The sequence below is a fragment of the Thauera sp. genome, assembly GCF_034003485.1.
In the GTDB taxonomy this organism is placed as follows: domain Bacteria; phylum Pseudomonadota; class Gammaproteobacteria; order Burkholderiales; family Rhodocyclaceae; genus Thauera.
Window position 1 is genome coordinate 81,063 of sequence record NZ_JAVEYL010000015.1, and the last position, 21,288, is coordinate 102,350.

At 65.6% G+C, this 21,288-nt stretch carries 21 protein-coding genes; 19 read left to right on the forward strand and 2 right to left on the reverse strand.

Going from position 1 to position 21,288, the window contains the following annotated elements; genetic code table 11:
• Positions 1 to 9 precede the first annotated feature (9 nt).
• Both RBT54_RS10485 and RBT54_RS10490 read right to left on the reverse strand, forming a co-directional pair.
• Positions 10 to 615 carry a response regulator transcription factor gene (locus RBT54_RS10485; protein ID WP_320366906.1) on the reverse strand — a complete coding sequence of 202 codons (606 nt, stop codon included), beginning with the start codon at positions 613 to 615 and terminating at the stop codon, positions 10 to 12.
• The gene (locus tag RBT54_RS10490) at positions 612 to 2,609 is read right to left on the reverse strand and encodes a PAS domain S-box protein (protein ID WP_320366908.1); all 1,998 of its coding nucleotides are present in this window, start codon (positions 2,607 to 2,609) and stop codon (positions 612 to 614) included. The genes RBT54_RS10485 and RBT54_RS10490 overlap by 4 nt, the downstream gene beginning before the upstream one ends.
• 207 nt (positions 2,610 to 2,816) lie before the next feature.
• On the opposite strand from RBT54_RS10490, the gene RBT54_RS10495 reads away from it, so the two are divergent.
• The 19 genes from RBT54_RS10495 to RBT54_RS10585 form a co-directional block, all read left to right on the forward strand.
• A complete protein-coding gene (locus RBT54_RS10495) occupies positions 2,817 to 3,821 on the forward strand; it encodes a TRAP transporter substrate-binding protein (RefSeq protein WP_320366910.1) in 1,005 nt (334 codons plus the stop codon).
• A 76-nt stretch (positions 3,822 to 3,897) separates the two neighbouring features.
• Entirely contained in the window at positions 3,898 to 4,593 is a 696-nt protein-coding gene (locus RBT54_RS10500; protein WP_320366912.1) for a TRAP transporter small permease, read from the forward strand.
• A 13-nt stretch (positions 4,594 to 4,606) separates the two neighbouring features.
• On the forward strand, positions 4,607 to 5,893 hold the full coding sequence (locus RBT54_RS10505) for a TRAP transporter large permease subunit (RefSeq protein WP_320366914.1): 1,287 nt from the start codon (positions 4,607 to 4,609) through the stop codon (positions 5,891 to 5,893).
• 218 nt (positions 5,894 to 6,111) lie between these two features.
• Positions 6,112 to 6,537, forward strand: coding sequence for a nucleoside-diphosphate kinase (ndk, locus tag RBT54_RS10510; protein WP_320366916.1), 426 nt, complete (start codon positions 6,112 to 6,114; stop codon positions 6,535 to 6,537).
• Positions 6,538 to 6,671: 134 nt separating this feature from the next.
• Positions 6,672 to 7,808, forward strand: a complete 1,137-nt coding sequence (gene rlmN, locus RBT54_RS10515; protein ID WP_320366918.1) for a 23S rRNA (adenine(2503)-C(2))-methyltransferase RlmN — start codon at positions 6,672 to 6,674, stop codon at positions 7,806 to 7,808.
• Positions 7,805 to 8,608: a type IV pilus biogenesis/stability protein PilW gene (gene pilW / locus RBT54_RS10520; RefSeq protein WP_320366920.1), complete on the forward strand. Its 804-nt coding sequence runs from the start codon at positions 7,805 to 7,807 to the stop codon at positions 8,606 to 8,608. Before rlmN ends, pilW begins: the two co-directional genes overlap by 4 nt.
• 5 nt (positions 8,609 to 8,613) lie before the next feature.
• Complete coding sequence (locus RBT54_RS10525; protein WP_320366922.1) at positions 8,614 to 9,630, forward strand: helix-turn-helix domain-containing protein; 1,017 nt, start codon at positions 8,614 to 8,616, stop codon at positions 9,628 to 9,630.
• Positions 9,631 to 9,641: 11 nt separating this feature from the next.
• On the forward strand, positions 9,642 to 10,901 hold the full coding sequence (ispG, locus tag RBT54_RS10530; protein ID WP_320366924.1) for a flavodoxin-dependent (E)-4-hydroxy-3-methylbut-2-enyl-diphosphate synthase: 1,260 nt from the start codon (positions 9,642 to 9,644) through the stop codon (positions 10,899 to 10,901).
• 69 nt (positions 10,902 to 10,970) lie between these two features.
• Positions 10,971 to 12,266: a histidine--tRNA ligase gene (gene hisS, locus RBT54_RS10535; RefSeq protein WP_320366926.1), complete on the forward strand. Its 1,296-nt coding sequence runs from the start codon at positions 10,971 to 10,973 to the stop codon at positions 12,264 to 12,266.
• Between the two features lie 2 nt (positions 12,267 to 12,268).
• Positions 12,269 to 12,913 carry a tetratricopeptide repeat protein gene (locus RBT54_RS10540; protein WP_320366928.1) on the forward strand — a complete coding sequence of 215 codons (645 nt, stop codon included), beginning with the start codon at positions 12,269 to 12,271 and terminating at the stop codon, positions 12,911 to 12,913.
• A 3-nt stretch (positions 12,914 to 12,916) separates the two neighbouring features.
• Positions 12,917 to 14,059, forward strand: coding sequence for an outer membrane protein assembly factor BamB (gene bamB / locus RBT54_RS10545; protein WP_320366930.1), 1,143 nt, complete (start codon positions 12,917 to 12,919; stop codon positions 14,057 to 14,059).
• 13 nt (positions 14,060 to 14,072) lie between these two features.
• On the forward strand, positions 14,073 to 15,401 hold the full coding sequence (gene der / locus RBT54_RS10550; RefSeq protein ID WP_320366932.1) for a ribosome biogenesis GTPase Der: 1,329 nt from the start codon (positions 14,073 to 14,075) through the stop codon (positions 15,399 to 15,401).
• A 117-nt stretch (positions 15,402 to 15,518) separates the two neighbouring features.
• Positions 15,519 to 15,755 (forward strand): RNA chaperone Hfq, encoded by a 237-nt coding sequence (hfq, locus tag RBT54_RS10555; RefSeq protein WP_320366934.1) that lies wholly within the window; start codon positions 15,519 to 15,521, stop codon positions 15,753 to 15,755.
• Positions 15,756 to 15,806: 51 nt separating this feature from the next.
• Positions 15,807 to 16,952 (forward strand): GTPase HflX, encoded by a 1,146-nt coding sequence (hflX, locus tag RBT54_RS10560; RefSeq protein ID WP_320366936.1) that lies wholly within the window; start codon positions 15,807 to 15,809, stop codon positions 16,950 to 16,952.
• 14 nt (positions 16,953 to 16,966) lie between these two features.
• Entirely contained in the window at positions 16,967 to 18,286 is a 1,320-nt protein-coding gene (gene hflK / locus RBT54_RS10565; protein WP_320366938.1) for an FtsH protease activity modulator HflK, read from the forward strand.
• The gene (hflC, locus tag RBT54_RS10570; RefSeq protein WP_320366940.1) at positions 18,286 to 19,167 is read left to right on the forward strand and encodes a protease modulator HflC; all 882 of its coding nucleotides are present in this window, start codon (positions 18,286 to 18,288) and stop codon (positions 19,165 to 19,167) included. The genes hflK and hflC overlap by 1 nt, the downstream gene beginning before the upstream one ends.
• Positions 19,168 to 19,174: 7 nt before the next feature.
• Complete coding sequence (locus tag RBT54_RS10575; protein ID WP_320366942.1) at positions 19,175 to 19,360, forward strand: DUF2065 domain-containing protein; 186 nt, start codon at positions 19,175 to 19,177, stop codon at positions 19,358 to 19,360.
• A gap of 7 nt (positions 19,361 to 19,367) precedes the next feature.
• Positions 19,368 to 20,525 carry an ATP phosphoribosyltransferase regulatory subunit gene (locus tag RBT54_RS10580; RefSeq protein WP_320366944.1) on the forward strand — a complete coding sequence of 386 codons (1,158 nt, stop codon included), beginning with the start codon at positions 19,368 to 19,370 and terminating at the stop codon, positions 20,523 to 20,525.
• A gap of 4 nt (positions 20,526 to 20,529) precedes the next feature.
• A partial coding sequence (locus RBT54_RS10585) for an adenylosuccinate synthetase (RefSeq protein WP_320366946.1) occupies positions 20,530 to 21,288 on the forward strand: 759 nt, incomplete at its 3' end.

A 21,288-nucleotide genomic window follows, 5' to 3' on the forward strand; every position in this document is an offset into this window, starting at 1 on the left:
CCTGCCGCCTCAGGTGCGCAGTACGGTCAGCAGCTGGGCCAGTTCGACCGCCGAGCGCACGTCCATCTTGTCGAAGATGCGTGAGCGGTGCGCCTCGACCGTGCGCATCGAGATCGACAGCTCGTCGGCGATCACCTTGTTGTACTTGCCCTCCAGGATCAACTCCATCACCTCGCGCTCGCGCTGGGTGAGCGTGGCGAGCCGGGCCTCGATTGTTTCGCGGCTGGCGGCGACACGCTGGCGATCGTGGTCGGCGGCAAGCGCCTTTTCCACCAGATCGACCAGGTCGTGGTCGTTGAAGGGTTTCTCGATGAAATGGAAGGCGCCCTTCTTGAGCGCCGAGACCGCCATCGGCACGTCGCCGTGGCCGGTGATGAAGATCACCGGCAGCTGGCAGCCGCGCGCGAGCAGGGTGTCGAAGCATTCCAGGCCGCTCATGCCCTGCATGCGGATGTCGAGCACGATGCAGCCGCGCCAGTCGGGCTGCCAGACGTCGAGGAAGCGCTCGCCCGATGGCCACGTGCGGCAGCTCACGCCGCGCGTCTTGAATAGCCACTCGAGCGCGTCGCGGATGGCTTCGTCGTCGTCGACGATATGGGTGCAGGCAGGGTTCATGCGGGGGAGTCCAGCGGAAGCGACAGGGTGAAGATGGTACCGCCGCCCGCTCTGACTTCGAAGCCCAGACGGCCATGGTGGAGCTCGGCGATCGAGCGGCAGATGTTCAGGCCCATGCCCATGCCTTCGGGCTTTGTGGTGAAGAAGGGCTCGAACAGACGTGCTGCGATCTCGGCCGGGATGCCCGCGCCGCGGTCGGAAATCGACACGGTGGCGAAGCGGCCTTCACGTGCAGAGCGCACTTCGACGACACGCGTGGAGGGGGGCAGGTCGCGCATCGCATCCATTGCGTTGCGTACCAGATTCACCACGATCTGCTCGATCATCACCGCATCAGCCTCGATCTGCGGCATCGGATCGGTGAGCTTGACGCGTATGTCCATCTGGCGCTTGCGTGCGTCCGCCTCGATCAGGCCAATCGCATCTCGGATCACCGCGTTGAGCTCGAGCGGCTCGCGCTTGGGTTCGGAGCGGCGCACGAAATCATGCACGCGTCTGATGATCTCGCCGGCGCGTCGGGCCTGGCGGGCGATGCGCTCGTGGATGTCGAGCAGCTCGCCGCGATCGATCGGCCGCTCGTCCTGCAGGCGGTTCATGCAGCCCGAGTTGTAGCTGGCGATCGCGGCCAGCGGCTGGTTGAGTTCGTGGGCCAGGGTGGACGCCATCTCGCCCATGGTGATCAGGCGCGAGCTCTGCTGCAGGCGTTCTTCCTGCTGCCGGGCCTGCTCCCGTGCCCGCTTCTGCTCGGTGATGTCGAGCACGGAGCCCATCCAGCCGGCATGCTGGCCGCGGGCGTCGATCAGCGGCGCTTCGAACACCAGGGCGTCGAGCGCCTCTCCATTCTTGCGGCGCAGGTGCACTTCGGTGCCTTCGGGCGCGCTGCCGCCGGACATGATCTGGCGGTGGACCTCGAAGGTCTCGTCCAGGTGGTCGGGGTCCCAGTAGGGCATCGGGGGCTTGAGGCCGATGAGCTCATCCGTCTCGAAGCCAGTCATCCGGCAGAACGCGGAGTTGACGTAGGTGAGCCGCCCTTCGAGGTCGCGTGCGCGCATGCCGGTGAGCATCGAGTCTTCCATCGCCTTGCGAAACGCCGATTCGGCACGCAACGCGATCTCGGCCTGCTGGCGGCGAGCGAGCTGGCGGCGCAACTGCATCACGCTCCACACGATGATGCCGGCCAGCAGAACGATCGAGGCGCCCAGCAGCACCGGGATCCAGCGCGTGTCGGACTTGTAGGCGGTGATCTGCAGCGTCAGCCCATGACCGGGAGGATCGAACGGCATGGAATAGGCGAGCTTCGAAGACACCGGCGCGACCTTGGACTTGGCGGCGAGCTCGTGCCCGTCGCCGTCGAGGACGGCCACGCGGTAGCGCTCGGAGAACCACCACGGCAGTTCGCGCACCACGAGGTCGCTCAGCGAATACACCCCCACGACGACGCCGGGCGGGGTGTCCTCGGACCAGATCGGCACGTGCACCTCGAAATGGTGGCGGTTGCCCATGACCGCGTAGGTCGGCCCGTACACCGGGCGCCCGACGCTGCGCGCGAGCTGGAAGGTGGCTGCGCTGACGGTGGCGGGAGCGTCTGCGGGCGCGGAGGCCGTCGTGGCGGCGCGGGGTGGCATCGCGCCGAGCACGCCGCCTTCGGCCGACAGCCACAGGATCTGCACCAGTCCGCGTTCCTGGTTCAGCAAGCTGGCGAGACGGGCTTCGGTTTCGGGGGTGAGTGGGCGGCCCGCAAACAGTTCGCGCCCGATCTCCTGCAGATGGATCTCGTTGCGGTCCAGGTGAAAACGCAGGTTCTGCTCCATCCACAGCACATCGTTGATCAGGGTGGTGCGCTGCTCGTCGGCGTCGTACTCGCGCGTCAGCCACACCAGGGCCGCGATGGCGGCAAGGAAGAGTGCCAGGCTCAGGTAGGGCAGGTGCTGGATCCAGCGCCTGCGGCTCATGCGCGGCGAGGGTGGCAGCGAAGGTATTTCGGCCTGGTTCATGATGTGGAGACATCCGCCGGGGACGATGGAGCGCACCGCACGCTTGTGGATGTCACGGATGCGGACATCCACAATAGCAGCGTGTCTCCACCCAAAGGATACTGATCTGCGACACAACGAAACTTATCGCGGTGTCGCAGCCCAGTCCGGCGCTGTCCGGGCGACAAAACAACGCCTTGATGCTGTTCTCTCGGAGGAGATGTTCTCATGAAGATTCGTGCGCTTCTGGTTGGTCTGGTTGCCGTAGGCCTGTCTGCTGCAGCGGTTGCTGCGGACCCGATCGTGATCAAGTTCAGCCACGTCGTGGCCCAGGACACGCCCAAGGGCAAGGCCGCAGAGAAGTTCAAGCAACTGGCGGAGCAATACACCAACGGTGCGGTCAAGGTCGAGGTTTACGCGAACAGCACGCTTTACAAGGACAAGGAAGAGATGGAAGCGCTGCAACTCGGCGCCGTCCAGTTGCTTGCCCCCTCCCTGGCAAAGTTCGGTCCGCTCGGCGTGCGCGAATTCGAAGTCTTCGATCTGCCCTACATCTTCGACGGCTATGAGGCGCTGAACAAGATCACCCAGGGCCCGGTCGGCCAGCAACTGCTCGCCAAGCTCGAGCCCAAGGGTATCCGCGGTCTGGCCTTCTGGGACAACGGCTTCAAGTCGTTCTCGGCCAATTCGCCGATCAAGAAGCCCGAGGACCTGCGCGGCAAGAAGATGCGCATCCAGTCGTCCAAGGTGCTCGAAGAGCAGATGCGCGAGGTCAAGTCGCTGCCGCAGGTGATGGCCTTCTCCGAGGTGTACCAGGCGCTGCAGACCGGCGTGGTCGATGGCACCGAGAACCCGCACTCCAACCTCTTCACCCAGAAGATGCATGAAGTGCAGAAGCACATGACCCTGACCGAACACGGCTACCTCGGCTACGCGGTCATCACCAACAAGAAGTTCTGGGACGGCCTGCCGGCTGAAGTGCGCACCCAGCTCGACAAGGCCATGGTCGAGTCCACCGTCTACGCCAACCAGATCGCCAAGGAAGAGAACGACAAGGCGCTCGCGGGCGTGCGCGCGTCGGGCAAGACCGAGATCTACGAACCGACCGCCGAGGAAAAGGCTGCCTTCAAGAAGGCCTTCATGCCGGTGCACAAGAAGATGGAATCACGCATCGGCGCAGAGCTGATCCAGTCGATCTACAAGGAAACCGGTTTCGATCCCGCCAAGCTGTAAGCCACCCGTCTCGATACCCAGCAGCGCCCGTCAGGCCACGCAGAGCCGACGGGCGTTTTTTCGGGGGAAAACAATCATGAACAAGCTTCTCGACCGCCTCGAGGAGATCATCATCGCGAGCCTGATGGCCGTGGCGACGGTGGTGATCTTCATCTCGGTGGTGCATCGCTACCTGTCCGGCTACGAGATTCCCGTACTGCAGGACTGGCTGCTCGACATGAACGTCGGCTGGGCGCAGGAGTTCTGCATCATCCTCTTCGTGTGGATGGCAAAGTTCGGCGCTGCCTATGGTGTGCGCACCGGCATCCACGTCGGTGTCGACATCCTGATCAACAAGCTCTCTGGCACCTCGCGTGCGGCGCTGATCCAGATCGGCCTGCTGTGTGGCGTGCTCTTTACTGGCCTCATCGGCATCTTCGGCGCCTTGTTCGTGTGGGAGAACGGCATGGCCTACGAGACGCTGACGCTCTTCGGTGGCGACGTCGGCGACTTTTACGAAGGCCCGACCACGCCTGACCTCGAATGGCCGACCTGGATCGTGTATTCCGCTGTGCCGCTCGGTTCCTTCCTGATGTGCTACCGCTTCCTGCAGGTCATGGTGAGCTTCAGGCGCACCGGCGAGCTGCCCACCCACGATCACGGTCACGTCGAAGGCCTCGACGAGGAAGACGACGAGAACGTGCTGCTCGAGGGCGAAGCCTTCTCGATCGCGGAAGACATCGAACATGCCCGCCGCGAGGCCGACGCGAAGCGTTCGGGCTCGGGCAAGTGAGAGGGACGACATCATGACCAACACGATTGCAATCTTCGGTCTGCTCGTCGTCCTGATGGCGATCGGCATGCCGGTAGGCGTGGCGCTCGGCCTCACGGTGCTGAGCTTCATGTTCATCTTCACCGACGTGCCGCTCGAGTCGGTGGCGCTCAAGATGTTCACCGGCATCGAGAAGTTCGAGATCATGGCGATCCCGTTCTTCATCCTCGCCGGCAACTTCCTGACCCACGGCGGGGTGGCGCGACGCATGATCAACTTCGCCACCTCCATGGTCGGCCACCTGCGCGGCGGCCTGGGCATGTCGGCGGTGCTGGCGTGCGCGCTGTTCGCCGCGGTGTCGGGCTCGAGCCCGGCGACGGTGGTGGCGATCGGCTCCATCCTGATCCCGGCGATGGTCAAGCAGGGTTATCCGCTGCGCTTTGGCGCCGGCGTGGTGGCCTCGGCCGGCGGCCTGGGCATCCTGATCCCGCCCTCGATCGTCATGGTGATGTACTCGGTCACGACCAACTCCTCGGTCGGCGCGCTGTTCATGGCGGGCGTCATTCCGGGCCTGCTGCTGGCCTTCATGCTGGGCTTGTGCACCTGGTACGTGGCGCGCAAGAACAACTACCCGACGCTGCCGACGGTGAGCTGGACCGAGCGCATTAAGGCTTTCCGCAAGGCGTTCTGGGGCCTGATGCTGATCGTGGTGGTGATGGGCGGCATCTACTCGGGCATGTTTACGCCGACCGAGGCAGCGGCGATGAGCGCGGTGTATGCGTTCTTCATCGCGGTGTTCGTGTACAAGGACCTGACCTTCAAGCAGATCCCGCGTGTGCTGCTGGATTCGGCCAACATGAGCGCGATGCTGCTGTTCATCATCGCCAGCGCGGTGCTGTTCTCCTTCATCCTCACCAGCGAGCAGATCCCGCAGCGCATGGCGGACGCCATCGTGGCCAGCGGCATGGGTCCGATCGGCTTCCTGATCGTGGTGAACATCCTGCTGCTGGTAGCCGGCGCGCTGATGGAGCCGTCGTCGATCATCCTGATCCTGGCGCCGATCCTGTTCCCGGTGGCTGTGGCGCTCGGCATCGATCCGATCCACTTCGGCGTGATGATCGTGGTGAACATGGAGATCGGCATGATCACGCCGCCGGTGGGCCTGAACCTGTTCGTTGCGAGCGGCATCACCAAGGCGGGCCTCACCGAGATGAGCAAGGCGGTGATGCCGTGGCTGTACACGATGCTGGTGTTCCTGATGCTGATCACCTACATCCCGAGCATCTCGACCTTCCTGCCGAGGGCGCTGGGCATGATGTAAGCGCTGGGGCAGGCCGCATGGCGCGGCTGCGCCAGCCGCATCGATGCAATCCCCGCAAGGCGGCAACGCCGGGCGGGGATTGTCTTTTGGGCCTCGCTGCTTGCGCAGGCTTACATTCGCGCCCGCTGCGAGCGCGTCGGGGGCACGCGAAACCTGTTAAAATTTCGCGCTTTTTTCCTAACCTTACGCTTTGCACAAGCGCAGTCCCGGAGTTATCCATGGCAATCGAACGCACCCTGTCCATCATCAAGCCCGACGCCGTCGCCAAGAACGTGATCGGCCAGATCTACGCCCGCTTCGAAGGCGCCGGCCTCAAGGTCATCGCCGCCAGGATGGCGCACCTGTCCGAGCGTGAAGCCGGCGAGTTCTACGCCGTGCACAAGGAGCGTCCCTTCTTCAAGGACCTCGTGTCGTTCATGACCTCCGGCCCGGTGATGATCCAGTGCCTGGAAGGCGAGAACGCCATCGCCAAGAACCGTGAGCTGATGGGCGCCACCGACCCGAAGAAGGCCGACAAGGGCACCATCCGCGCCGACTTCGCCGAGTCGATCGACGCCAACGCTGTGCACGGCTCCGACGCCGCCGAAACCGCTGCCGTGGAAATCGCCTTCTTCTTCCCGGGCATGAACGTTTATTCGCGCTGAGCGGTCCGTTCCAGCGGCCCGTCGCGCACGCTTCGCGGTGCTCGCGCACCGCGCGCGGCGTGGTCGGGCCGTTTGCATTACGGTCGATCCGTTTTCAGCACGGATCTCCGCTTTGGATGAGTGAAGTTTCAGGCATGAGCACAAGCAATCCGGTCAATCTGCTCGACTTCGACGTCGACGGCCTCGTCGCCTGGTTCGCCGGGCTGGGCGAGAAGCCGTTCCGCGCCCGCCAGGTGATGCGCTGGATGCATCACGAGGGCTGCGACGACTTCGACGCGATGACCGACGTCGCCAAGTCCCTGCGCGCCAAGCTGAAGGAACTCGCCGTGATCCGCCCGCCGGTGCCGGTGCGCGACTCGATCTCGGCCGACGGCACGCGCAAGTGGCTGCTCGACGTGGGCAACGCCAACGCGGTCGAGACCGTGTTCATCCCTGAAACCAACCGCGGCACCTTGTGCGTGTCCTCGCAGGCGGGCTGCGCCCTCGACTGCGCGTTCTGCTCGACCGGCAAGCAGGGCTTCAACCGCAACCTGAGTGCGGCGGAGATCATCGGTCAACTGTGGCTGGCCAACAAACTGCTGGGCGCGGCCCGCGATGAAGCGCAGGACCTCGAGGCCGGCGAAAAGGACAATGGCCGCATCATCAGCAACGTGGTGATGATGGGCATGGGTGAGCCGCTCGCGAATTTCGACAACGTGGTCACCGCGCTGCGCCTGATGCTCGACGATCACGCCTACGGCTTGTCGCGCCGTCGCGTCACGGTGTCGACCTCGGGCATCGTGCCGGCGATGGATCGCCTGCGCGACGAGTGCCCGGTGGCGCTTGCGGTGTCGCTGCATGCCTCCAACGACACCCTGCGCGACCGCCTGGTGCCGATCAACCAGAAGTATCCGCTCGCCGAGCTGATGGCCGCCTGCCGGCGTTATCTCGAGCGTGCGCCGCGCGATTTCGTGACCTTCGAGTACGTCATGCTCGACGGGGTGAACGACAGCGACGCCCATGCGCGCGAGCTCGTCGCGCTGGTGCGCGACACGCCGTGCAAGTTCAACCTCATTCCCTTCAACCCGTTCCCGAATTCCGGCTTCCTGCGTTCCCCGGCAGAACGCATCCGCCGTTTTGCCGGTATCCTGATTGACGCCGGCATCGTCACCACCACGCGCAAGACGCGCGGCGACGATGTCGATGCGGCCTGCGGCCAGCTCGCAGGTCAGGTCCAGGACAAGACCCGCCGCACCGTGCATCTGCGCCGGGTCACGGAGAAACGCTCATGAAGCTGAAACTGACCTTGGTCACGCTCGCAGCCGCGGCCGTGCTTGCCGGCTGCGCGACCAACCCGGCGAGCACGTCCGGCGCATCGACCACGGTCAGCCGGCCGATGTCCGACATCACGCCGGCGACGCCCGCCGATTCGCGTGCGCGTGTGCATGTGGACCTGGGCATGGCCTATTTCGAGGTCGGTCGCTACGACGTCGCGCTGGACGAGGCCAAGATCGCGCTCAACGACAGCCCCAACTACGCGCCGGCCTACCATCTGTTGGCGCTGGCGTTCATGCTGATCGAGGAGAACGCCGCTGCGCGCGAAAATTTCGAGCGTGCGCTGCGTGAGGCGCCGGGCGATCCCGACTTCAACAACAGCTATGGCTGGTTCCTGTGCACCCAGGGCCAGGAACAGCAGGGCCTGGACAGGCTTGCGCTTGCCGCACGCAACCCTTATTACCGCTATCCAAGCCGCCCGCTGACCAATGCGGGCTTGTGCTATCTACGACTCAAGGACGATGCGGCGGCCGAGGTGCAATTCCTGCGCGCGGTGCAGGCCGACTCTGCCAACGGGCAGGCCCTTTACCAGCTCGCCGACATCGCCTATCGGAACGGTCGCTATGACCAGGCCCGCAACCACCTTATCCGCCTGCACCAGCAACACAATTCGAGTGCAGCCTCGGTGTGGCTGGGGCTGCGGGCCGAGCGCCGTCTGGGCAACCATGATGCCGAGGCGAGCTACGCTTCGCAGTTGCAGTCCCGGTTCGTCGAGTCGGAGGAATTCAAATTGTTCAATGAAGGGAATTTCGAGTGAGCAGCATGTCGTCCGAAAACCTTGCTGGCGTGGCTGCAGCGCCGTCGTCGCCGGGCGCGCAGTTGCGCCGTGCCCGCGAGGCGCGTGGCGAATCGGTGCATGAAGTCGCCTTTGCGCTCAAGCTGAGTCCCCGCCAGGTCGATGCGCTCGAGCGCGACGATTTCGATGCCCTTCCGGGTATGGCTTTCCTGCGCGGGTTCATGCGCAACTACGCGCGCTATGTCGGGCTCGATGCGGCGCCGCTCCTTGACGCTGTGCAGCGTCTGGCTGGGGAGGGGTCGCCCGACCTGTCGCCGATCCGCAATGCCGATGGTGACCTGCCGGCGGGTGGTAGCCGCCGGCGCGGAAGTTTTCCGGCGGGCCTCGTCGTTCTGGTGTTGATGGTCCTGCTGGCAGTGGGCTGGTATTTCGACTGGTTCCGGACCGGGACTTCGCCTTCCGCAGAGACCGTTTTGGAGCCGGCGCCGGCCTTTGCTCCGGCGCCTTCCCAGACGATCGAGCCGCAGTCCGCCATCCCTCTGACGCCGCCGCAGCCGCTTGTCGTCGAGCCGGCGGAGGGCGCGCCGGGTCCGGTGCCGTCAGGCGATGCGGTGGCAAGCGAGGAGGCCAGAACGGCCGTGCCCGACACCGCAACCGACACCGCAACCGACACCGCAACCGACATCGCGCCCGCAGATGAAGCCGCAGCCCCGCCTGCTGCCGACACCGCTGCGGCATCGCCGGTGTCCGTGGCCGAGGCGGCTTCGCCCGGTGCGCCTGATGCGCCGGCGGCAAGTCCGGCCGGATCTGGGCAATTGAGCTTTCGCTTCGGTGCCGACTCCTGGGTCGAGGTGCGCGACGCGAGCGGCACCATCCTTTACTCCGGTACCAACCGTGCAGGGAGCACCCGTAGCGTGCAGGGTACGGCGCCCTTTACGCTGGTGGTCGGCAACGCGGCAAACGTCACCCTCGAACAGGACGGCAAGCTGGTCGATCTCGCCGCCCACGTCCGCGGCTCCGTTGCCCGCCTGACGCTTCGCTGATGAAAGAATCCATGACCCTGCAACACGACGCCTCCCCGATCGACGCCTTTCCGCTCGCCCGCCACCGCACCCGCCAGGTTCTCGTTGGCAAGGTGAAGATCGGCGGTGAAGCGCCGGTCGTCGTGCAGTCGATGACCAACACCGACACCGCCGACGTGCTCGGCACCGCGATGCAGGTCGCCGAGCTGGCGCGCGCCGGCTCCGAGATCGTGCGCATCACGGTGAACAACGAGGCCGCGGCGGCTGCGGTGCCGAAGATCCGCGACCGCCTGCTGGCGCTCAACATGGACGTGCCGCTGGTCGGCGACTTCCACTACAACGGCCACAAGCTGCTCACCGACTTCCCCGCCTGCGCCGAGGCGCTCGCCAAGCTGCGCATCAACCCGGGTAACGTCGGTGCGGGCGCCAAGCGCGATCCGCAGTTCGCCGCAATCGTCGAACTCGCCTGTCGTTTCGACAAGCCGGTGCGAATCGGCGTCAACTGGGGCAGCCTCGACCAGGCGGTGCTGGCGCGCATCATGGATGCCAACGCCAAGCGTTCCGATCCGCGCGACGCCGGCGCGGTGATGCGCGAGGCGCTGGTCGTGTCCGCGCTCGAGTCCGCCGCCAAGGCCGAGGAATACGGCCTCGGGCGCGACCGCATCATCCTCTCGGCCAAGGTCTCGAGCGTGCAGGACCTGATCGCGGTGTATCGCGACCTCGCGCGCCGCAGCGATTACGCGCTGCACCTGGGTCTCACCGAGGCCGGCATGGGCAGCAAGGGCATCGTCGGCTCCACCGCCGCGCTCGCCGTGCTGCTGCAGGAAGGCATCGGCGACACCATCCGCATCTCGCTCACCCCCGAGCCGGGCGGTAGCCGCACGCAGGAGGTCGTGGTCGCGCAGGAGATCCTGCAGACCATGGGCCTGCGCGCGTTTACGCCGATGGTCACCGCCTGCCCGGGCTGCGGGCGCACCACCAGCACCTTCTTCCAGGAACTCGCCTCCGGCATCCAGGAGTACGTGCGCGCGCAGATGCCGGTGTGGCGCGAGCATTACGACGGCGTCGAGAACATGACGCTCGCGGTGATGGGCTGCGTGGTCAATGGCCCGGGCGAGAGCAAGCACGCCAACATCGGCATCTCGCTGCCGGGCACCGGCGAGACCCCGGCGGCGCCGGTGTTTGTCGACGGCGAGAAGGTCGTCACCCTGCGTGGCGACAACATCGCCGCCGAGTTCAAGGCGCTCGTGGACAACTACGTCGCCACCAGGTACGTCAAGAAGGGCGGCTGAGGCCTGCCAGCCTGCGTGACCGACCATGACAACAGCGCATCGACGCAACAACGCAAAGACAAGACACACATGAGCCAGACCTTGCAGGCCGTGCGCGGGATGAACGACATCCTGCCCGCCGACGCCGAAACCTGGGAGTACTTCGAAGACATCGTGCGCGACTGGCTGCAGAGCTACGGCTACCGCCCGATCCGCATGCCGCTGGTCGAGCCGACGCCGCTGTTCAAGCGCGCGATCGGCGAGGTCACCGACATCGTCGAGAAGGAGATGTATTCCTTCGAGGACGCCTTGAACGGCGAGCACCTCACGCTGCGCCCGGAAGGCACGGCGTCGTGCGTGCGCGCGGCGATCCAGCACAGCCTGATCCCGTCCGGCGGACCGCAGCGGCTGTATTACTACGGCCCGATGTTCCGCCACGAGCGCCCGCAGAAGGGCCGCTACCGCCAGTTCCACCAGATCGGCGTCGAGGCCCTCGGCTTTGCCGGCGCTGATACCGATGCCGAGTTGATCCTGATGTGTGCGCGCCTGTGGGAGGACCTCGGCCTGGAAGACGTCGCGCTCGAGATCAACTCGCTCGGCTCGCCCGAGGAGCGTGGCGAGCACCGCGCCGCGCTGATCGCCTACCTCGAGCAGCATCAGGACAAGCTCGACGAGGACGGCAAGCGCCGGCTGCACACCAACCCGCTGCGCATCCTCGACACCAAGAACCCCGAGTTGCAGGCGATCGTCGACGCGGCGCCCAAGCTGGCGGACTACCTCGGCGAGGAGTCGAAGGCGCACTTCCATGCGGTGCAGGTCTTCCTCAAGGATGCCGGCATTCCGTATCGCATCAACCATCGCCTGGTGCGTGGCCTGGACTACTACAACCGCACGGTGTTCGAGTGGGTCACCACGCGGCTGGGCGCGCAGGGCACGATCTGCGCCGGTGGGCGCTACGACGGCCTGTTCGAGCAGCTCGGCGGCAAGCCGCAGCCGGCCGCAGGTTTTGCGATCGGCATCGAGCGCCTGCTGCTGCTGTGGAAGGAGTGCGGTGGCGAGGCCGAGCGTTCCACGCCGGATGCCTACGTGGTGAGCGTGGGCGAAGCCGCCCAGCGCCTGGGCATGCGTGCGGCCGAGTCGCTGCGCGAGCACGGCTTCGCGGTGCTGATGCATTGTGGCGGCGGCAGCTTCAAGTCGCAGATGAAAAAGGCGGACGCCAGCGAGGCGCCGGTGGCGATCGTGATCGGCGAGGACGAGGCCGCGGCCGGTGAGGTCGGCCTCAAGCCGTTGCGTGCCGGTGGCGCCCAGCAGCGCGTCACGCTCGATGCGCTGCCCGAGGCGATGGCCGGTGTGCTGTATTCCGAACAACCCGAACTAGAGGCTTGATGATGGCGGTCTACGATCTCGAAGAGCAGGAACAGATATCCGAACTCAAGGCGTGGTGGGCCCAGTACGGCAACCTCGTCGTCACCCTGGCGGTGGTGGCAGCGCTCGCCTCGGTGGGCTGGCAGGCTTGGGGCTGGTACCAGAATCGCAACGCGGGCGAGGCCGGCGTGCTGTACTACGCGGTGCAGCAGGCCGCCGAGCAGCAGGACGCGCAGAAGGCGCGCGACGCGGCGGGCCGGCTGATCGGCGAACACGCCGGCAGCGTCAGCGCCCAGCTCGGCGCGCTGCTGTCGGCTGCGCTGCAGTTCGAGACTGGCGACCTCGCCAATGCCCGCGCGCAGCTCGAGTGGGCGGCCGACAAGGGCAAGGATGCCGCGCTGCGTGATCTCGCGCGTCTGCGCCTGGCGGCCGTGCTGCTGCAGCAAGGCGAACACGATGCCGCGCTGGCGCGCCTGCAGGCTGCGCCCACTGCCTCCTACAAGGCGCGTTTCGACGATCTGCGCGGCGATGTGCTCGCCGCGCAGGGCAAGAAGGCAGAGGCGCGCGCGGCCTGGCAGGCGGCGATCGACAGCCTCAGCGCCGAAGGCGAGGAAGCCGTCACCCTGCGCGAGGTTGTGCGCGTGAAACTCGAATCCCTCGGAGCCTGATCGATGAAACCGTACTCGCTGCGCCTCGTTGCGCTCGTCGCCGCCGTGTTGCTGACGTCGGCGTGCTCGTCGTTGAATCCGTTCTCCAGTTCCGCGGCCAAACCTGCAAAGCTGGTGGATTTCACGCCGTCGGCCCAGCTCGCCAGCGCCTGGCGCGCCAACATCGGCGACGCCGGCCCATATCGCTTCCAGCCGGCGGTGTGGAGTGACGCCGTTTACGCGGCCGGTCATGACGGCGAAGTCGCCCGCTTCGAAGGCGGGCGCCAGGTGTGGCGCACCGATACCGACACCGACCTTTCGGCAGGTGTTGGCACTGACGGCCGACTGGCAGTGGTTGCCGCCACCGACGGCGCGGTGATTGCTCTCGATGCCGCGACCGGCAGCGAACGCTGGCGTGCCGAGGTGGGTGCGGAAGTGCTCGCACCGCCGGCGGTCAGCCTCGAATTCGTGATCGTGCGTGCCTCCGACAATCGGCTGATCGCGCTCGATGCGCGCGACGGCAGCCGGCGCTGGGTGTATCAGCGCAACAACCCCCCGCTGGCCCTGCGCAGTTTCGCCAGTGTGGTCATCGAAGGGCCCGTGGTGCTGGCCGGATTCCCCGGCGGCAAGCTGGCCGTGATCAACCTCGCGAACGGGGGCGCGATCACAGAACTGAACGTCGCCGTGCCGCGCGGGTCTACCGAACTCGAGCGCGTGGCCGATATCGCCGGCGCGCCAGTCGTCGGCCGGCGCGAGGTGTGTGCGGTGGCCTATCAGGGCCGTGCCGCCTGCTTCGATACCTCCAACGGCAACGCCATCTGGGCGAGAGATTTTTCCAGCAGCGTGGGCATGGACCGTGACGCGCGCTTCGCCATGATCACCGACGACCGTGACGCAGTGCAGGCGCTCGACGCCTACAGCGGCGCGAGCGTGTGGAAGCAGGACGCGCTCGCCCGTCGTCAGGTGTCGCGTCCGCTGATCGTGGGCGACCACGTCGTGGTCGGCGACGTCGAGGGCTACGTCCATCTCCTTAACCGCGAAACCGGCGCGTTTGCCGCCCGTGACCGCGCAGGCAGCGAGGCAATCGCTGCCGACCCTGTCCCGTTCGGACGGGGCTTCGTCGTCCAGGACATGGACGGCGACATTACCGCGTACGAAGTGCGCTGAGGCACATCAGCAAGTGAAACCCACCATCGTTCTGGTTGGCCGGCCCAACGTCGGCAAATCGACCCTGTTCAACCGCCTGACGCGCACGCGCGACGCCCTCGTCGCCGACCAGCCCGGCCTCACGCGCGACCGCCATTACGGTATCGGTCGCGGGGGCGATCGCGACTATCTCGTCGTCGATACCGCCGGCTTCGACCCGGTGGCCAAGGACGGCATCATGCACGAGATGGCGCGCCAGGCCGAACAGGCGATCGCCGAGGCCGACGTGCTGCTGTTTCTGGTCGACGGTCGTGCCGGGCGCACGCCGCACGATGAGAACATCGCCGCGCGCCTGCGTCGTGCGGGCCGTCCGGTGCATCTTGTCGTCAATAAGGCCGAGGGGCTGGATCGGGCGATGGTTGCCGCAGACTTCCACGCGCTCGGCCTCGGTGACCCGCTGCCCGTCTCCGCCGCGCATGGCGACGGGGTGAAGCAGCTCATCGACATCGTGCTCGCTCCGTTCCCGCTCGACGAGGAGAAGGAGGCGCGCGAGGACGAAGGTCCCCGCGTGGCGATCGTCGGCCGGCCGAACGTTGGCAAGTCCACGCTGGTCAATACCCTGCTTGGCGAAGAGCGCGTGATCGCCTTCGACCTGCCGGGCACCACGCGCGACGCGATCGCGATCCCCTTCGAGCGCGCCGGACGGCGCTACACGCTGATCGACACCGCCGGCCTGCGTCGGCGTGGCAAGGTCTTCGAAGCGGTCGAGAAGTTTTCCGTCATCAAGACTCTGCAGGCGATCCAGGAATGCAACGTGGTCGTTCTGGTGCTCGACGCGGCGCAGGATATTTCCGACCAGGATGCCCACATCGCCGGCTTCGCCCTCGAGGCCGGTCGGGCGCTGGTGGTGGGTATCAACAAGTGGGACGCAGTCGACGACTATCGGCGCGAGCGGCTGAAGGGCGACATCGCACGCAAGCTGGCCTTCCTGTCGTTCGCGCGTTTCCACCAGATCTCGGCGCTGAAGGCCGAGGGCATCAACGGCTTGCTGAAGTCGGTCGACTCGGCTTACGCCGCGGCCACCGCCGATCTGGCCACGCCCCGCCTGACGCGCGCCCTGCAGCAGGCGGTGGTTCGCCAGGCGCCGCCACGCCACGGCATGGCACGGCCTAAGATGCGCTACGCCCACCAGGGCGGCATGAACCCGCCGGTGATCGTCATCCACGGCAACGCCCTGGACGACATCCCGCAGTCGTACGTGCGTTACCTCGAGCGCTGCTTCATGGAGGCGTTCAAGCTCCAGGGAACACCCTTGCGCATCCAGTTCCGCACCACGCACAATCCGTACGCGGCGCGGAGCTGAAAACTTTTACGACCGAGAACCCGTTTCCACACCCGGATTTCATTGCATACTGTCATTGCGCAGTGCACCAATAAAGTCCACACCGTTCTTATAAACACAAAATAAAGAGGTTCATCAATGAGCAATAAAGGGCAACTTCTACAAGACCCCTTCCTCAACACCCTGCGTCGCGAACACATCCCCGTGTCGATCTACCTGGTCAATGGCATCAAGCTGCAGGGCCAGGTGGAATCTTTCGACCAGTACGTCGTGCTCCTCAAGAACACCGTGACGCAGATGGTCTACAAGCACGCGATCTCGACCGTCGTGCCTGCGCGTCCTGTCGTCATCCAGCAGGAAGAGGGCAGCACCTGAGGCCGTTGACCAACGTTACGCGCTGGAGCGGGGCGGTCACCGGGGGCGCCCATGTTTGAGCGCCCCGCCTCCGGAGAGCGTGCAGTTCTCGTTCAGCTCGACCTCGGTCAGGGTGCGATCGACGAACGCCTGTCGGAGCTCAAGCTGCTTGCACTCAGTGCCGGCGCCAGCGTCGAAGCCGTCGTGCATGGCAAGCGTGCCGCGCCCGACTCCAAACTTTTTGCCGGTAGCGGCAAGGTTCAGGAGATCGGAGAGGCCTTGCGCGCGCATGGCGCCGATATCGTGATCTTCAATCACGCGCTGTCGCCAGGCCAGCAGCGCAACCTCGAGCGCGAACTGCAGTGCATGGTGATCGACCGCACGGCGCTGATCCTCGACATCTTTGCCCAGCGCGCGCGCAGCCACGAAGGCAAGCTGCAGGTGGAACTCGCCCAGCTCGAGCACCTGGCGACCCGCCTGGTGCGGGGCTGGACCCACCTCGAGCGCCAGAAGGGCGGCATCGGCCTGCGTGGTCCGGGCGAAAAGCAGCTCGAAACCGACCGTCGCCTGCTTGGCAATCGGGTCAAGATGCTCAAGATGCGTCTGGCCCAGATCGAAAAGCAACGCAAGGTTCGTCGCCGGGCAAGGGAACGTCGGGATGTATTGTCGGTCTCTCTCGTCGGTTACACCAATGCGGGCAAGTCGACGTTGTTCAATGCGCTGACGAAGGCGGGCGCCTATGCGGCCGACCAACTCTTCGCCACGCTCGACACCACCTCGCGCCGTCTCTACGTGGGCGGTGCAAGCGTGGTGCTCTCGGACACCGTGGGCTTCATCCGCGACCTGCCACATGCGCTGGTCGCGGCTTTCCAGGCGACACTAGAGGAGACCGCGCAGGCCGACCTGCTGCTTCATGTAGTGGACTCGGCCAGCGAGGACCGCGATGCCCAGATCGCAGCGGTGAACCAGGTTCTTGCCGAGATCGGCGCGGCTGACGTGCCGCAGATCCTGGTGTGGAACAAGATCGACCTCACCCTGGCCGCCGCGGCGGTCGAGCGAGGCGACTGTGATAAGATCAGGCGCGTTTTTTTGAGCGCCCGAACGGGGGAAGGTCTGGACCTGCTTCGCGATGCAATCGCCGAAGTGGCGCAGCAGACCTTTGGTGACAACGCGGACCGCTCTGCCGGTACGACGGACGAACGACCAGAACAAACGTGATAACAGGCATTCTCATGTCACTCAATGACCCACGGTGGGGTGGCCAGGGCAGCAACGATGGCGACCCCAACGACGGTAATCGCAGCGATGGTAATCGCGGCGACGACAACCGCAACGATGATCCGCGTGGCAACCGTAATCGCGGCGCCAACCAGGGACCTCCCGACCTCGAGGAGGTCTGGCGTGATTTCAATCAGCGCCTGACCGGCATGTTCGGTGGCAAGCGCGGCGGACGCGGCAACGGAGGCGGCGGTGGTGGCGGATCGCCGCAGTTGCCCAGTTTCTCGTCCAAGCAGTTCGGCGGGGGCATTGGCGTGCTGCTGGTGCTGGTCATCGTCGTCTGGCTGGCGAGCGGCTTCTACACGGTGGACGCCAACCAGCGCGGTGTGGTGCTGCGCCTCGGCGAGTTCATCGGGACCACCGAGCCGGGCCTGCGCTGGCGCCTGCCGGCACCGATCGAGTCCCACGAGATCGTCGACCTGACCGGTGTACGGACCGTGGAAGTCGGCTATCGCGGCGCCGAGCGCAACAAGGTCCTGCGTGAGTCGCTGATGCTTACCGACGACGAGAACATCATCAACATCCAGTTCGCGGTGCAGTACATCCTCAACAGTCCGGAGAATTACGTCTTCAACAACCGGTTCCCGGATGAGTCGGTCGGCCAGGCGGCCGAGACCGCGATGCGCGAGATCGTCGGCAAGAGCCGGATGGACTTCGTGCTGTACGAGGGCCGTGAAGAGATTGCCGCCACTGCGCAAGAGTTGATGCAGCGAATCCTCGACCGTTACGAGACTGGCATCCAGATCAGCCGTGTGACGATGCAGAATGCCCAGCCGCCCGAGCAGGTACAGGCGGCGTTCGACGACGCGGTGAAGGCTGGACAGGACCGCGAACGGCAGAAGAATGAGGGCGAGGCCTACGCCAACGACGTCGTGCCGCGCGCCCGTGGTACCGCTTCGCGACTGGTCGAAGAGGCCAACGCCTACCGCGACCGCGTGGTCGCCAACTCGGAGGGTGAGGCAAGTCGCTTCAACCAGGTGTTCGCCGAGTACAGTCGGGCACCCGAAGTCACACGCGAGCGCCTCTACATCGAGACCATGCAGCAGGTGATGTCCAATACCTCCAAGGTGATGATCGACTCGACGGGCAACGGCAATCTGCTGATGCTGCCGCTCGACAAGCTGATGCAGCAGGCGGGAAACAGATCGGCCGCATCCGCTGCGGTTGCGCCCGATTCGCAGTCCGCCGCCGGCTTGAGTGCGAATGCGCCGATGCCGTCGCTGGACCCGCGGAACCGGGAATTGATGAGAAGCCGTGAGCGGGGAGAACGTTGATGCGTGACAAGATGTCCCTGATTGGCGGCACGCTGCTGCTGATCGTCGTGATTGCCTCGATGTCGCTGTTCACTGTCGATCAGCGTCAGTATGCGATCGTGTTCCAGCTTGGCGAGGTCAAGGAGGTCATCTCCGAACCTGGCCTCAACGTCAAGCTGCCCTTCATCCAGAACGTCCGCTACTTCGAAAAGCGCATCCTGACCATGGACACGCCCGAGCCCGAGCGTTTCATCACGTCCGAGAAGAAGAACGTCCTGGTCGACCACTTCGTGAAGTGGCGCATCATCGACCCGCGCCTTTACTACGAGTCGGTCGCCGGCGACGAGGCGCGCGCGCGCACCCGACTGACGCAGACGGTCAATGCCGGTCTGCGTGAGGAATTCGGCCGGCGCACGATGCATGACGTGGTGTCCGGTGAACGCGACGCCATCATGGAGCAGATGCGCGAGCGTGCAGACCGCGATGCCCGCACCATCGGCGCACAGATCGTCGACGTACGCCTCAAGCGCGTCGATCTGCCCAACGAAGTGTCGGAGTCGGTCTATCGACGCATGGAAGCCGAGCGCAAGCGGGTGGCGAACGAACTGCGCTCGCTGGGCGCTGCCGAGGCCGAGCGCATTCGCGCGGACGCGGATCGCCAGCGCGAGGTCATCATCGCCGAGGCTTACCGTTCGGCCCAGGAGGCCATGGGTGAGGGTGACGCGAAAGCAACCGCGATCTACGCCGACGCCTATGGCAAGAGCCCGGACTTCTATTCCTTCTACCGCAGCCTCGAGGCCTATCGCTCGAGCTTCTCGGGCAAGGATGACGTGATGGTGGTCGATCCGAGTTCCGACTTCTTCCGCTTCATGAAGGATTCCGCAGGCGCGCCGCGCAACTGACTCCTTCATGGGAAGTTCGCTACTCACGGCCTTCGCACTGATGTTGATCATCGAAGGCCTGCTACCCTTCATCGCGCCAGCGGCCTGGCGCGAAACTTTTTTGCGCCTCGCCAGCATGGCTGACGGTCAGATCCGCTTCATCGGACTGACCTCCATGATGGTCGGGGTCATCCTGCTTTTCATTTTCCTCTGACTTGCTCATGCGCTGGGTACTGCCCGATCACATCCAGGACGCGCTGCCGTCCGATGCCCATCAGCTCGAAGCGCTCCGGCGCCGGCTGCTAGATGCCTTCCGTGTGCGCGGCTATCAGTTGGTGATGCCGCCACTGCTCGAGTATCTCGACTCGCTGACGACCGGCGCTGGTCGCGACCTTGCACTGCGCACATTCACACTGGTGGATCAGCTCTCGGGACGCACGATGGGGGTGCGCGCCGACATGACGCCGCAGGTCACCCGCATCGACGCCCATCTGCTCAATCGCCAGGGGGTTTCGCGCTTGTGCTACTGCGGCAGTGTGCTTCACACCCTGCCTTCGACGCTCACCGCCACCCGCGAGCCCTTGCAACTCGGCGCCGAACTCTACGGCCATGCCGGCATCGAGGCCGACGTCGAGATCCTGCGCCTGCTCGCCGAGGTGCTGCGCCTGGCCGAGGTGCCGGCTTCGCGGATCGATATCGGCCATGTCGGCATCTTCCATGCGTTGGCTGCGCGTGCCGGCCTGGTGCCGGGGCGCGAGGAGGAGCTCTTCGGCCTGCTGCAGGCGAAGGATGTGCCCGAGCTGCGTCGCGTGCTGGCCGACGTCGCCGAGCCGGCGCGTAGTGCCTTGCTCGCGCTACCCGAACTTTACGGTGGGCCGCAGGTGCTCGACGAGGCCGCCGAGCGCCTGCCGCAGGACGCTGAGATCACTGCGTTGCTGGACGAACTGCGCCAGTTGGCTGTGGCGCTCGCCGACCTGCCGGTGAGCTTCGACCTGGCCGACTTGCGCGGCTACCACTATCACAGCGGCGTCGTATTCGCCGCCTACGGCGCCGATTCGCCGGCTGCGCTCGCCCTCGGCGGGCGGTATGACCGCGTCGGCCAAGCCTTCGGTCGTGCCCGGCCGGCCGTGGGCTTCAGCCTCGACCTGCGCGAGCTGGTATGGCGCCTGCCTGCTTCGACCGTCATGGCGGGTGCGGTGCTCGCACCAGCGGTCGAAGATGCGGCGCTGGCTGAAGAAGTTGCACTGCTGCGCGCGCGTGGCGAGATCGTCGTCACTGCACTGCCCGGCCATGACGGAACTTGGAACGAAGCCGGCTGCGACCGGCAACTGGTGAAGCGGGGCGATCGCTGGTCGGTCGTGCCGTTACAGGGAGAGTAAGAAAATGGCAAAGAACGTCGTCGTCGTCGGCACCCAGTGGGGTGACGAAGGCAAGGGCAAGATCGTCGACTGGCTGACCGACCATGCGAAGGGCGTCGTGCGCTTCCAGGGCGGCCACAACGCGGGTCACACGCTGGTGATCGGTCAGACCGAATACAAGCTCAACCTCGTGCCCTCGGGCATCGTGCGTGAAGGCGTGGCCTGTTTCATCGGCAACGGCGTGGTGCTCGACGCGCATCACCTGCTCTCCGAGATTCGCACGCTGGAGGAGGGCGGCATCAAGGTGCGCGACCGACTGCGCATCAGCCCGGGCTGCCCGCTGATCCTCGGCTACCACGCCGCGCTCGACCGTGCGCGCGAGGCGGCCAAGTCGGCCGGAGACAAGATCGGTACCACCGGGAAGGGCATCGGCCCCACCTACGAGGACAAGGTCGCCCGCCGCGCGTTGCGCGTATACGACCTGTTCGATCCCGAGCGTTTCGCCGCCAAGCTCAAGGCCAACCTCGAATACCACAATTTCGTGCTCACCGAGCACTTCGGCGCCGAGGCGGTGGATTTCCAGACGGTGTTCGACCAGGCCATGGCCGACGCCGAAGAACTGCTGCCGATGGTGGCGGACGTCTCGGCCGAACTGTACGCGATCAACAAGTCGGGCGGCTCGCTGCTGTTCGAGGGCGCGCAGGGCACGCTGCTCGACATCGACCACGGCACCTATCCGTTCGTGACCTCGAGCAACTGCGTGGCCGGCCAGGCCGCGGCGGGT

Bases quoted from the DNA above. Each gene is read 5' to 3' on its own strand.
- hflK (WP_320366938.1), top strand. From the start codon at position 16,967: ATGTCACTCAATGACCCACGGTGGGGTGGCCAGGGCAGCAACGATGGC.
- hflX (WP_320366936.1), top strand. From the start codon at position 15,807: ATGTTTGAGCGCCCCGCCTCCGGAGAGCGTGCAGTTCTCGTTCAGCTC.
- rlmN (WP_320366918.1), top strand. From the start codon at position 6,672: ATGAGCACAAGCAATCCGGTCAATCTGCTCGACTTCGACGTCGACGGC.
- RBT54_RS10575 (WP_320366942.1), top strand. From the start codon at position 19,175: ATGGGAAGTTCGCTACTCACGGCCTTCGCACTGATGTTGATCATCGAA.
- RBT54_RS10540 (WP_320366928.1), top strand. From the start codon at position 12,269: ATGGCGGTCTACGATCTCGAAGAGCAGGAACAGATATCCGAACTCAAG.
- ndk (WP_320366916.1), top strand. From the start codon at position 6,112: ATGGCAATCGAACGCACCCTGTCCATCATCAAGCCCGACGCCGTCGCC.
- RBT54_RS10580 (WP_320366944.1), top strand. From the start codon at position 19,368: ATGCGCTGGGTACTGCCCGATCACATCCAGGACGCGCTGCCGTCCGAT.
- bamB (WP_320366930.1), top strand. From the start codon at position 12,917: ATGAAACCGTACTCGCTGCGCCTCGTTGCGCTCGTCGCCGCCGTGTTG.
- RBT54_RS10525 (WP_320366922.1), top strand. From the start codon at position 8,614: ATGTCGTCCGAAAACCTTGCTGGCGTGGCTGCAGCGCCGTCGTCGCCG.
- RBT54_RS10485 (WP_320366906.1), bottom strand. From the start codon at position 615: ATGAACCCTGCCTGCACCCATATCGTCGACGACGACGAAGCCATCCGC.
- ispG (WP_320366924.1), top strand. From the start codon at position 9,642: ATGACCCTGCAACACGACGCCTCCCCGATCGACGCCTTTCCGCTCGCC.
- hisS (WP_320366926.1), top strand. From the start codon at position 10,971: ATGAGCCAGACCTTGCAGGCCGTGCGCGGGATGAACGACATCCTGCCC.
- RBT54_RS10490 (WP_320366908.1), bottom strand. From the start codon at position 2,609: ATGAACCAGGCCGAAATACCTTCGCTGCCACCCTCGCCGCGCATGAGC.
- pilW (WP_320366920.1), top strand. From the start codon at position 7,805: ATGAAGCTGAAACTGACCTTGGTCACGCTCGCAGCCGCGGCCGTGCTT.
- RBT54_RS10505 (WP_320366914.1), top strand. From the start codon at position 4,607: ATGACCAACACGATTGCAATCTTCGGTCTGCTCGTCGTCCTGATGGCG.
- hfq (WP_320366934.1), top strand. From the start codon at position 15,519: ATGAGCAATAAAGGGCAACTTCTACAAGACCCCTTCCTCAACACCCTG.
- hflC (WP_320366940.1), top strand. From the start codon at position 18,286: ATGCGTGACAAGATGTCCCTGATTGGCGGCACGCTGCTGCTGATCGTC.
- RBT54_RS10495 (WP_320366910.1), top strand. From the start codon at position 2,817: ATGAAGATTCGTGCGCTTCTGGTTGGTCTGGTTGCCGTAGGCCTGTCT.
- RBT54_RS10500 (WP_320366912.1), top strand. From the start codon at position 3,898: ATGAACAAGCTTCTCGACCGCCTCGAGGAGATCATCATCGCGAGCCTG.